Origin of the sequence: Mesorhizobium sp. B2-4-18 (assembly GCF_006441385.1) — a bacterium.
Classification (GTDB): Bacteria; Pseudomonadota; Alphaproteobacteria; order Rhizobiales; family Rhizobiaceae; genus Mesorhizobium; species Mesorhizobium australicum.
Map to the genome: position 1 here is coordinate 37,192 of NZ_VFUW01000009.1, position 11,353 is coordinate 48,544.

At 61.3% G+C, this 11,353-nt stretch carries 9 protein-coding genes; 5 read left to right on the forward strand and 4 right to left on the reverse strand.

Translation table 11 applies throughout. The features are described 5' to 3' along the window. The first annotated feature begins 662 nt into the window (after positions 1-662). The 5 genes from FJ527_RS21095 (at position 663) to FJ527_RS21115 (ending at position 6,562) form a co-directional block, all read left to right on the forward strand. Positions 663-2,207, forward strand: coding sequence for an HD domain-containing phosphohydrolase (locus FJ527_RS21095; protein WP_246677749.1), 1,545 nt, complete (start codon positions 663-665; stop codon positions 2,205-2,207). A 90-nt stretch (positions 2,208-2,297) separates the two neighbouring features. Further along, on the forward strand, positions 2,298-2,570 hold the full coding sequence (locus FJ527_RS21100; protein ID WP_140619068.1) for a hypothetical protein: 273 nt from the start codon (positions 2,298-2,300) through the stop codon (positions 2,568-2,570). Positions 2,571-2,653: 83 nt separating this feature from the next. After that, positions 2,654-3,781, forward strand: a complete 1,128-nt coding sequence (locus FJ527_RS21105; protein WP_140619071.1) for a substrate-binding protein — start codon at positions 2,654-2,656, stop codon at positions 3,779-3,781. 201 nt (positions 3,782-3,982) lie between these two features. Continuing rightward, complete coding sequence (locus tag FJ527_RS21110; RefSeq protein WP_246677751.1) at positions 3,983-5,341, forward strand: CHASE3 domain-containing protein; 1,359 nt, start codon at positions 3,983-3,985, stop codon at positions 5,339-5,341. Between the two features lie 63 nt (positions 5,342-5,404). Continuing rightward, positions 5,405-6,562: a sugar ABC transporter substrate-binding protein gene (locus FJ527_RS21115; protein ID WP_246673918.1), complete on the forward strand. Its 1,158-nt coding sequence runs from the start codon at positions 5,405-5,407 to the stop codon at positions 6,560-6,562. Positions 6,563-6,772: 210 nt separating this feature from the next. Here the strand turns inward: FJ527_RS21115 and FJ527_RS21120 are convergent, their stop codons facing one another. The 4 genes from FJ527_RS21120 to FJ527_RS21135 are packed head-to-tail and all read right to left on the reverse strand — an operon-like array spanning position 6,773 to position 11,334. After that, positions 6,773-7,744 carry an ABC transporter permease gene (locus FJ527_RS21120; RefSeq protein ID WP_140619075.1) on the reverse strand — a complete coding sequence of 324 codons (972 nt, stop codon included), beginning with the start codon at positions 7,742-7,744 and terminating at the stop codon, positions 6,773-6,775. Between the two features lie 3 nt (positions 7,745-7,747). After that, positions 7,748-8,752, reverse strand: a complete 1,005-nt coding sequence (locus FJ527_RS21125; protein WP_140824019.1) for an ABC transporter permease — start codon at positions 8,750-8,752, stop codon at positions 7,748-7,750. 2 nt (positions 8,753-8,754) lie between these two features. Further along, the gene (locus FJ527_RS21130; protein WP_140619079.1) at positions 8,755-10,299 is read right to left on the reverse strand and encodes a sugar ABC transporter ATP-binding protein; all 1,545 of its coding nucleotides are present in this window, start codon (positions 10,297-10,299) and stop codon (positions 8,755-8,757) included. Between the two features lie 54 nt (positions 10,300-10,353). Then, complete coding sequence (locus FJ527_RS21135) at positions 10,354-11,334, reverse strand: ABC transporter substrate-binding protein (protein ID WP_140619081.1); 981 nt, start codon at positions 11,332-11,334, stop codon at positions 10,354-10,356. Positions 11,335-11,353: the final 19 nt, after the last annotated feature.

Consider the following 11,353-nt stretch of genomic DNA (forward strand, 5'->3'; position numbering starts at 1 on the left):
CCCGCTTGACGGCGAAGGCAAGATCGTAGAACGAAACCCACATCGGGGCGCGGGGACCGCGATTACCTTTCGCCACAGCGCAACGGCCAGCCCGCTTGAAGCGCAAGATGAAGCCGAAGGGCGCTGTTGTCGGTCTGGTCGAGCGTGGTAGCAAAGCCCGCGTGTTCGCGTCCAGCACGCCACCAAGGCCGTTGTGCGCGGTATCCTGCTGCGCAATGCCAACCGCAATCGACGCTCTACACCGACCAATCGCTGCACAGCATGACCGGCAAGAGGGGTTGCTAACCCTGTTTTGTTTGGGGTTCCAATACAAACGGCGGTGATTTTCCCCAATCACCGCCGTTGATGCACCCAAGCCACAGGGAAGGACGGGCTAGGCACATGAGAATGCGCAAATTAGACCTACCGGCGAGTCCGTCAAGACGTCCGTGGCGTTACGCATGAAAATACCCAATGGGCGGAACATTCGAAGTCAAATTTCACTGACCCGATAACGACGACCCAGACCGCCGCGGACGGGCCCCAAACGGTCGCTGCCCCGCCCTCTCCAGCATGCACATCCGGCTCAGACTTTTGCCCTTGGTGTTAGGGGCGCGCTAGGATAGCATATCTGCGGATTGGGGTATGCGATGCCAGAAGTCTCGATACGCCGAGCGGACTTCATGATGGTCCTCGCTTATGCATCGGACCTCGCGACAGGCCATTCCCGCGACTTCGCCCTGAAATCCTGCGTGCTTGCGATGCGGATCGCCGAGCTTGCCGGCCTTTCGGAGCAGATCCGGCGCAATGCGTATCACCAGTCGATGCTGCGCTATGTCGGCTGCAATGCCGACACGGACCTTCTGTCGGCCACCTTCGGCGATGAAATTGCGTTGCGCCAGGATCTCGTCGGTCTCGACATGGGCAACCGCGCGGAACTAGGCAGGGTCTTCGTACAGGCCTTCAAGCGGCTTTACTATGATCTCGACCCAGATGCGCAGGCCAAGGCGATCGAGGCCGCGATGTCGCAGGCTCTCGCCGTGGCCCGCCCGGTACTCACCGCCCATTGCGAGGTTGCGCAACGGATCGGCGTGCGCCTCGGCCTGTCCGACGAGATCCGGCGCAATCTTGGACAAATCTACGAACGCTGGGATGGAAAGGGCCTACCGCGTGGGCTGAGCGGCGAAGACGTCTTGCCCGCCGTGCGCCTGATTACTTTGGCGCAGGATGCTATTGCGCTCAGCGACGCGGCCGGCATCGACGCGATGGCCGAGACCATCGCCAGTCGTGGCGATGGTGCCTACGAGGCGGAGCTGGCCCGGCTCGTCGCCGCCAACGCCGCCGTGCTGATGGAGGGCATCGGCGCGACGGTCGACCGCGAGACGATCCTGGCGCTGGAGCCCGATCCGCCGGTGACGCTGGACGAGGCGGCTTGCGACGAGGCTTTCCTTGTCGTCGCCGACATGATCGACATGCGCATGCCGTTCACACAAGGTCATTCGCGGATGGTGGCGGAACTGGCCGAGGGTGGAGCACGACGCCTCGGGCTGCCCGAGCCCGATGTCCGCGCACTGCGCTGGTCTGGCTGCATCCATGACATTGGCGAACTGGTGGTGCCGGTGGCAACCTGGATGCGGAACGGGCCGCTATCCGTCCGCGAGCGGGACGCCGCACAGTTGCACGCCTATTACGGCGAGCGGGCGCTGGCCTCGTTCGGTCCCCAGGGCGATGCTATTGCTGGGCTCGTGCTTCGCCATCACGAGCGCCTGGACGGCTCGGGCTATCACCGCAAAGTTGGCGGCTCCGACCTCTCTCCGGCGGCGAGGACCCTGGCCGCCGCCGAAGCGTACCAAACTTCGCGGGAGGAGCGCCCACACCGCAAGGCGTTGTCCAGCGAGGCGGCGGCGGCGCAGCTGCGCATCGCTGTTCGAGAGGGCTGTATCTGCCCCGACGCCGCCGAGGCTGTACTGTCCTTCGCCGGACAGCCGTCGCGACGCCCGGCCCCGCGCTCGCTGGCCGGCATGACGCCGCGCGAGATCGAGGTGCTGCGTCTGATCGCCGCCGGCCTGACCGCGAAGGAGGCCGCGCGCAAGCTGCTTATCTCACCCAAGACCGCGGATCACCATATCCAGAGCGTCTATTCCAAGATCGGCGTGGCTACCCGTGCGGCCGCGGCGCTCTACGCGGTCGAGCACGGGCTGGTCAGGCCAGGCGAAACGCAGCCATAGGGAATACACCCCATGTGCGCCCCCTGCGGCGCGCGCATCCTAATCCTGTCGACGGACCAATGGTGGCCGCGACCGACAGGAGGAAATTCAATGCTTCTTGCAACGACGAAGGTGGCGGACGTCGACCGCTTCATCCACATCTTTTCCACCAAGGGCGCCGACAAGCGCCGACTGCACGGCTCGAACGGCGCAACCGTGTTCCGCGACCCAAGCGAGGCCGACCGCATCTGGGCCATCTTCGACTGGGACGCCGAGGGTTGGAAGAATTTCGTGTCGGATCCGGAGGTTCCCGCGATCCTGCAGGAAGCCGGCCATGTCGGCAAGCCGCAGGCGGCACTGCTGCTGGGCCACTACGAGGCCTGATCTTCGCGCTACGCGCCGTCGGCCATGCACGGCGGCGCCCGACGAAGACCCGGAGATGAACCCTACAATATCGGAGAGATTAGATGAACCAGAATCCTATTAAGATCGGCCTCATCGCCGAACTCACCGGCCCCTTGTCCTTCATGGGCATCGCCAATGCCAATCTCACCACCATGCTTGTCGACGACATCAACGCAAAAGGCGGCCTCCTCGGCCGGCCGGTGAAGCTCATCATAGAGGATGGCGAGACCACCGACAGCGCGGCCAAGGCAAGCGCCGCCAAACTTGTGGATGTCGACAGGGTCGACTTGGTCGTTGGCGGCATCTACAGCTCGACCCGCCTCGCCATCAAGAGCGAGGCGGTCACCCGCGGCAAAACGCTCTACATCTACACCGAGCAGTATGAGGGACAGGAAAACGATCCCTTGATCTTCTGCACGGGCCCGGTGCCGGCGCAGCAGGTGGAACCGCTGATTCCATGGCTGATGAAGAGCACCGGGGCAATGAGGTTCTATTTGCCGTCGGCCGACTATATCTGGCCCCACATTCTAAATAAGGCGGCAAGCCGGGTCGTGCGCGCCAATGGCGGCGAGATCGTCGGCGAGGAGTACTTCCCGCTCGATACCGTCGATTTCCAACGGACGGTGCAGCAGATCATGGTCAGCGGCGCCGATGTCGTGTTCAACACCATTGTTCCGCCGGGGCTGACGCCGTTCCTAGATGAGTTGCATAAAGCTGGGTTCGGCAAACGCGGCGGCAGGATCGTCTGTACCTATTTTGACGAGAACTTTCTCAACCTCGTCCCGTCCGAGCAGATCGAAGGCCTCTACAGCTGCCTCGACTACTATCAGGAACTCGACGATCCATATGGCCGCGCGCTTTTGAACCGCTACACAGCGCGCTTCGCCGGGAGCGCCATGTTGACAGCAGGCAGCGGCTGCACCGGCCATTACCGGGCGATCAAGATGTGGGAAGCAGCAGTGACCGAAGCCGGTACCCTCCAGCAGGGCGCCGTCATCGCGGCGCTCAATCACGCTCGGATCAGCGAGGGACCGGGTGGACCGGCCGAAATGGTTCCCGGTCAGCACCATGTTCGCATGAACATGTACATTGCGCAGGCGGAGCGCGGTCGATTCCGGGTTGTCAGGAAGCTGGGTCCGATCGATCCGAACGAGCGCGTTCTGACGGAAGAATTGCAACCGAGCAACTGAGGTGAACTGCGCAGACCTCGATTACTGTTCTTCCAATCGGCGAGGGCGGCTCGATGATGCTGCCCTCGTCCTCCTTTTGTCGGCTCCCGGAACAGGCGGCTTACCCAGTGTGGTGAGGGAGATATCGCTTGCTCGCCGAGCGCCTCATTGGCTGTTACTACATGATGGCGCATGGAGGCGAAATCGGGCAGGAATGTGCTGATGTCAGTTCCCAGCCGTAACCTTGTCCGATTAACGTCCGCCTCCCTGCTCATAGGGTTTGCTGCGCTCATGGCCATCGTGGTCACAAATTTCTGGCTTGGCCAGAGAGCGCAATCCTACTTCGATGATGCGATCGCGGCGCGCGACACCCGGGTCGCGGCGGTTGAATTGAGAAATGCAATGCAGACGGCTGAGGCGTCCGAACGCGGTTTCGTGATCACCGGCAACGAAATCTATTTGGGACCATATCAAACAGCCAAAGCCCAAGCGCAGCGCCACCTCGAAGCGCTGCAGACGTTGCTGACTTCCTATCCCGACTCCCAATCGACGCTGCACCGGCTCACCGCAATCGTTGCCGCCAAGTTCGGAGAGTTCGATCAGACGATAGCACTCAAGCGCGACCAGCGTGATGCAGAGATCTCAGCGTTGTTCCGAACGAACAGAGGTAAGGCTCTGACGGACGAAGCCAATGTGTACTTCTCGGGTGTTATCGGGCGGGCGGATGACCGACTTACATCCGGTGTCGCCGAGCAGCGTGCCAACAGCGGATGGCTGCGGCTTGTTTCTGCAGTCGGCGGGCTTGTCATCGTCGTCGTCGTTGCCGGGGCTGCCTATGCAGCCGCTCGTTACACCAGAGAACTTCGCAAGACACGCGACGAGGTCAATGCACTCAACAGCGACTTGGAACTACGTGTCAGCACCCGAACTGAAGATCTGGCAAGGGCCCGCGACCGGGCCGAGGTGCTTCTATCGGAAGTCAATCACAGGGTCGCGAACAGTCTGGCACTGCTCTCATCGCTTGTAACTCTCCAGTCAAAAGCAGTCGGGGATAATGCGTCAAAAGATGCACTGGCCGAAACCCAGGACCGCATCTTCGCGATCTCGCTGGTGCACAGGAGGCTCTACAGTTCTTCCGATGTCCGCTCGGTTGCCCTCGACGAATACCTTGCTGGGCTGCTCGATCACCTGCGAACGTCGCTTCGAAGCCAGGGACATGGCGTAAGGCTCTCCTACGAGGTAGATCCGATCAAACTCGAGACAGATGCCTGCATCAACCTTGGGGTGGTGGTCACTGAACTCGTTACAAACGCGTTCAAGTATGCCTACCCCGATGGGGCGGGAGACATTCAGGTACGGCTCACAGCACTGCCGGGCGAACAAGCGGAGCTGCTGGTCGAGGACGCCGGCATCGGGAGGGCCGAGGGCCTGCCCGCCAAAGGTACAGGGGTGGGCAGCAGGATCATCAATGCCATGGGTGTCAGCCTTGGCGGCAAGATAGAGTATCGCAATCTCCAACCGGGGACCGCGGCTCATTTGGTGTTTTCGACAAAACCACGGCGTGCTACCGCGGTTTTGTAGACAGCTGAGCCACTCAGTAGAAAGTTACCGTCAAGCGAATGCGCGTTGACGAGAGGAGAAACGGTGTTTGGTCTAAAGAGGAGGACTGCCCGGCTGCTCGGCCAAGCGATAGCTCTGCTGCTCATTTCCTCTATGGCCGGGCTTGCTTCGGCGCGCGCCCAGGAAGGTGCCCCAGGCATCACTAGGCGGGCGGTGTTTCCCGTCTTCGACCCAAATGCACCCTCATGCAGTGCCCCGGTCGGCCTGAGCAAGGTTTTGGCCTATGTACAGGAAAACGACCGGGACTTTTTGCAGGGGGTTGATCACGGCCTATCCCTGGCGGCAGTAAATCGCGGCTTGGGGTATCGAAGAGTTCTGGCTGAAAATGACGTCGGCAAGGCCATAGACCAGGTTCACTCTCTCGTCGCGGCGAGGGTTGGCGCCATCGTGGGCACGTCTTCGGATCCGGTGGCTTTCGGCCCCTCGCTTCAGCAGGCGATCTGGTCGGGAGCGTTTGTCGGCACGATCGTGCCTCCACCCGCGACGTTGCTGCTCAATGCTCCGCAATATCGTACAGGCAAGGTGCTAGCTGACGCAGCGATCGAGCACATCAAGGCCAAGCTCGGCGGGAAGGCCAAGGTCGTTCTGCTGACCCAGGACACCATGGAGTTCCTGGCCCCTCGGTTCACGGCAATGCGAGATGGCCTGAATGCCATTCCCGGCGTGACAATCGTAGCCGACATCGCACCGAAGCCGGTCAACAAGGAAGGAGGGTTCGCCACGATGCAAACGATCCTTGTCGCCAACCCCGATGTCGACGTGGTGCTTGGCGGCGATGCCGTCGTGCTGGGCGCGCTGGAAGCATTGCGCGCTGCCGGCAAAGACAGGCCGGATCAATTTCTCGGCGGAATTGATGGCGAGCCAGAGGCGGTTTCTGAAATCAGAAAAGCGGACAGCCCCTACAAGGCGAGCATCGCCTTGTCATCACCGGTTTTCGGGTATGCCATGGGGCAGTTTGCGGCCGATTGGCTCGACGGCAAAAGCATCCCGCAGGCTATGGATATCCTTCCCATTGCACTGACACGCGCCAACCTTGAGTGGTACAATGCCGACTTGCTGGATCCAGCCTCGGTTTACGCCGATCCAGCACGCCGTGATCACTACCTGAAGATGTATGGAAATATCTGTTACGACAGCCGCAACGAGTATGTGAATTTTCCTTGGTCGTCAGAGCTGAAGTGATCTCTTGGCTTGAGGGTCGGCGTGTCGCACGATGGAACGCGCAGCAGAGATGGGTAGCTCAAAAGCCAGTTATGGGTACAAGGCACAGCCGCGATCACGGCCGTGAGGCCCGACAGGCAATTCCTGTCCGGGGGGGGGCTCCCCGACTCGCGTTCAGAGGGTCGAGGGGTAAGTTAGCAACCACACGAGGATCCACGATGGCGGAACTTGTCACGACGGCGCCCGAACACGCTTTCCCGCCAGCCTCGCTTGAAGAAGGACGACGACAAGCAGGAATAGTCCACGGATTACGGATTGCCAGTACGCTGAGAGCGAAATCCAGCCCATACCGTTCTCAAAGTTCAGGATGTTGAAAAGGATGCCCAGCAGGAGGACGCCAGCAAGCGTGGTCAACACCGAGCCCGAGCCGCCGGTGAGCAGCGTCCCGCCCACGACCACCGCCGCGATAGCGAAGAGTTCCCAGCCGACGCCCTCGATCGGTTGGCCGGCGCCAAATTGCGAGGCAAGGATGACGCCGGCCAACCCCGCGAGGCCGCCGCTCGCGGCATAGACGAGAAACTTGACCCGGTCAGTGCGCAGTCCCATCAAGCGTGAGGCGTCCTCGCCACCGCCAATTGCCAGCACCGTGCGTCCTGCGCTGGTATAGTTCAAGCAGACGGAGCCGATCACATAGGCGGTTACCGCAATCACCGCCGGGACAGGAAACACCCAGAAATTTCCTTGACCAATCCTGGTGAACCCTGAGGCGTAAGATACCGAGACGGTTTGATTGCCGGCAAGGAGCAGCGCCGAGCCGCTGGCTGCCAGCATCGTGGCGAGGGTTGCAATAAATGGCATCAGCTTGCCGCGGGTTATGAGGAAGGCATTGATCAGGCCCGCGGCAAGCCCGACGCCCACGCCGGCCGCGAGCCCTGGGAGCATCCCAAAAGGACTTGCCAATGCGGAGGCGACACTGCCCAAGGCGGCTACGGAGCCAACGGACAGGTCGATGCCGCCGGTCATGATGACGAAGCACATCCCAAGGGCGACGAGCGCGAACATCGAGTTATAGCGCATGACGCTCATGACGTTGAAGAAGCCCAGGAAACGATCGTAGCGCAGGAATCCGAACAGAACGAGCCCCGCAAGGGCAACCAGCACACCGTAGGTGCCGATGATGCGGACAAGATGGGCGCGGTTCACGGCCTATGTCCGATGCTGCTGCTGTAGCCAGACAGCAAGTGCGATGATGATCGCCTTCACCACAAGCGCCGCAGCGTCGGGCACCCCGTTGGCAAGCAGGGTATATCGAACGAGCTGGATGGTGAGCGCGCCGAGCAGGGTACCGATAATGGTTGCCTTGCCGCCGCTGAGCAACGTTCCGCCGACGGCGACCGCGGCGATGGCATCCAGTTCCATGCCCGACCCGACAAGATTTGCGTCACTTGAGGAGTTGATGGCGATGACGATGAGTCCGGCCAGCCCGGCGCAACTCCCGCTAATGGCATAGACGGACAGCTTGATTTTGGGGACGTCAATGCCTGCGAGTTCAGAAGCCTTTTCGTTGCCGCCGACCGCAAGGATACTACGTCCGAACACGGTGCGTTTCAGGATCCAAGCCGCGCCCGCAACAAGCATCATCATGATGATGACCTGAGCAGGTATATTGAAGGGGCGGGCAAGCCCAATCCATTGGAATTGTGGCACGCGAAATGTCTGCAAGTTGCCATTGGTCATAACTTGCGCGATCCCTCGCCCGGCGATGAACAGCACCAGCGTTGCCACTATAGGCTGGATGCGGAAGCGGGCGACCAACCAGCCGTTGAAGAGACCAAACAAGCTGGCGACAAGGATCGCCGCGCTCATAGCCAGCGTCACTGCTACGTCGATATTATCAATCGGAAAGATCTTGCCCATGAAGATCATCGGAGCCAGCGCGCCGGAAATGGCCATCAGCGAGCCGACCGAGAGGTCGATGCCGCCGGTTGCGATCACCAGCGTCATTCCGACCGCAACGATGACGATTGTACAGACCTGCGTGAGATTAACGTTGAGCGTCTGCATCGTCGCGAAGTTCTGGGTGTAGGCAAGATTGAAGGCCATTAGCAGCGCCAGCACGATCACCATTCCGTAGCGTGCCAGAAAGCCGAACAGATCGAAGCCGCGCGTCCCGGTGTCGCTAGCCGTTGAGGGTCTCGTCAGCTCGGTCACGCTTACACCTCCGCCGGTGAACCGCCATGCGCCATGGCTGCGATGACGTCCTTTTCGTTGGCGGCATCGCCTTCTAGCTCGGCCACGCTGATACCTTCGCGCAAGACGAAAATGCGGTCCGCGCCCTCGATGACTTCTTCCAGTTCAGAGGAGATCATCAAAACTCCCAATCCCTCATCGGCGAGCCGTCGGATGAGACGCTGGATCTCGCCCTTTGCACCGACGTCGATGCCGCGCGTCGGCTCGTCAAGGATAAGCAGCTTCGGATTCATCGCCAACCAGCGGGCAAGCAGGACCTTCTGCTGATTTCCGCCGGAGAGTTCGCGAACCCTCTGGTTCGGGCCGGAACATTTGATGCCAAGTTCGCGGATGAACCGCTCGACGATTTCACGCTGCCGCGTCTCGTTCAGGACACCGTTGCGGCTGATCTTCGGCAGCAGCGCAAGTGTGACATTCTCCGCCACCGTCATTTCCGGCACGATGCCCTCGGCCTTGCGGTCCTCGGTGCAGAAGCCCATGCCCGCGGCGATGGCATCGGCCGGGCCGGCAGGGCGGTAAGGCGAGTTCTCTATCGTCATGTCACCGGCGCTGAGGGGGTCGGCCCCAAAAACAAGCCGCGCTGTTTCGGTGCGGCCGGCGCCAAGCAGGCCCGCAAAGCCTGCAATTTCGCCACGACGTACGTCGAAGCTTACACGGCGTACCGACTGTCCGGCGGCAAGGCCGCGCGCGGAAAACAACACATCGCCTAGCTTGGAGCGATCGCGCTCGCCGAAGGCTGTTGCGTGACCCTCGACCACGGAGACATCGCGGCCGAGCATCGCCGCCACCAGCTCGAGCTTGCTGATGTCCTCCATCTCAGCGCTTCGCACCGTCCGGCCATCGCGCATGATCGTAACCCGATCGCAAACCTCGAAGAGCTCGTCGAGCTTGTGGCTGACGAAAATGACGGAGACGCCCTCGGCCTTCAACTGCCGGATCACGTTGAACAGAACCGCAACCTCACGCTCGTCAAGGGAAGAGGTCGGCTCGTCCATAATGACGAGCCGGGCCGAAAAGCCGATTGCTCGGGCGATCGCCACCATCTGCTGGGTGGCGGTGTTGAAATCGCCGAGCGGACGGCGCACGTCAATGAGGATCGAGAACCGGCTAAGCAGGCGTTCCGCATCCGCGTTCATGGCAGACCAGTCCAAGAGGCCGTAGCGGCGTTTCTCACGACCGAGGCAAATATTCTCGGCCACCGAGCGCAGCGGGACGAGATTGACCTCCTGGTAGATGGTGCTGATGCCACTGAGCTGCGCCTCGTGCGGCGAGCCGGCCTCGAATGGACGGCCTTGGAAAAGGGCCACGCCGGCGTCCTTGCGATGGTAGCCCGTAAGCACCTTGATCAGGGTGGATTTCCCCGCCCCGTTCTGGCCGATGAGGGCGTGGACTTCACCCGCACGGACCTGAAGCGTGGCCTCGGTCAGCGCCGGGATGCCGGCAAATTTCTTCTGGATTTCGCGCATATCCAAAAGCAACCGAGCGGATTCAACCGGCTGAGCGGTCATGGGCCAAGCTCCGAATGGCCCGCCCGCGGATGTGGGCAGGCCATGAAAGTGCAATCAAAACGCGATGTCGAAATCCTTCTTGGCGTTGGTGGCGTCAAAGAAGTGATCTTCGTTCTTGATGAAGGGCGGGATTTTCTTGCCGGCGGCGTAGTCGGCCATGGTGGCGAACGCCTTCGGCCCAAACAGTGGGCTGCATGCGCAAATAGCGCCGATTTTACCGTCGATGATCGCCTGCACGCCTTCTTTTTCCCCGTCGATCGACAAGATCAGGACGTCCTTGCCCGGGGCCTTGCCGGCAGCTTCCAAGGCGGCAATGGCCCCCAGGGCCATCTCGTCGTTGTGGGCATAAATAATGTCGGCGTCGGGATGCGCCTGGAGCAGCGTCTCGGCCACCTGGCGGCCCTTGTCGCGGGCGAAGTCGCCCGACTGGGACGCCAAAATCTTGAATTCCGAGTGCTTCGCGATGAAATCGTCGAAGCCCTTCTTTCGGTCGGTCGCTGCCGACGCGCCAGTCGTGCCTTCGAGTTCGATGATCTTCGATTTACCGTTGGCGTTCTTGACCAGCCATTCGCCGATGCGGGTTGCCTCCTCGATGAAATCGGAACCGATGAAGCAGACATAGTCCTCGCCGGGCTTTGCCATCGTATGGTCGACGTCCCGATCGATCAGGAAGACCGGGATGCCGGCATCGCGGGCGGCTAGGACGACCGGCACCAGCGGTTTGTCCTCGCGCGGAGGCAAGAAGATAGCGTCGACGCCCTGTGCGATCATCGAGTTTACGTCGGCGGCCTGCTTTGCAGACGACCCGGCTGCGTCGGTGTAGACCAACTGATGGCCGAGCTTCGCGGCCTCGTCGTGCATGCTCTTGGTCTCGGCCAGCCGCCAGGGATTGTTGCTTTCCGTCTGCGCGAAGCCGACCTTGTACTTGTCCTTTTTGGCAAGTGGCGGAAGCGCCGCGAAGGCCCGCGATCCTAGTGTGAGTGCCGCGGCGCCAACGGCGGAGCCTATTAACAATTTCCGACGGGTAATGATCATGCTCTTTCCTCCTTGATTT

Bases quoted from the DNA above. Each gene is read 5' to 3' on its own strand.
- FJ527_RS21135 (WP_140619081.1), bottom strand. From the start codon at position 11,334: ATGATCATTACCCGTCGGAAATTGTTAATAGGCTCCGCCGTTGGCGCC.
- FJ527_RS21110 (WP_246677751.1), top strand. From the start codon at position 3,983: ATGTCAGTTCCCAGCCGTAACCTTGTCCGATTAACGTCCGCCTCCCTG.
- FJ527_RS21100 (WP_140619068.1), top strand. From the start codon at position 2,298: ATGCTTCTTGCAACGACGAAGGTGGCGGACGTCGACCGCTTCATCCAC.
- FJ527_RS21105 (WP_140619071.1), top strand. From the start codon at position 2,654: ATGAACCAGAATCCTATTAAGATCGGCCTCATCGCCGAACTCACCGGC.
- FJ527_RS21095 (WP_246677749.1), top strand. From the start codon at position 663: ATGATGGTCCTCGCTTATGCATCGGACCTCGCGACAGGCCATTCCCGC.
- FJ527_RS21130 (WP_140619079.1), bottom strand. From the start codon at position 10,299: ATGACCGCTCAGCCGGTTGAATCCGCTCGGTTGCTTTTGGATATGCGC.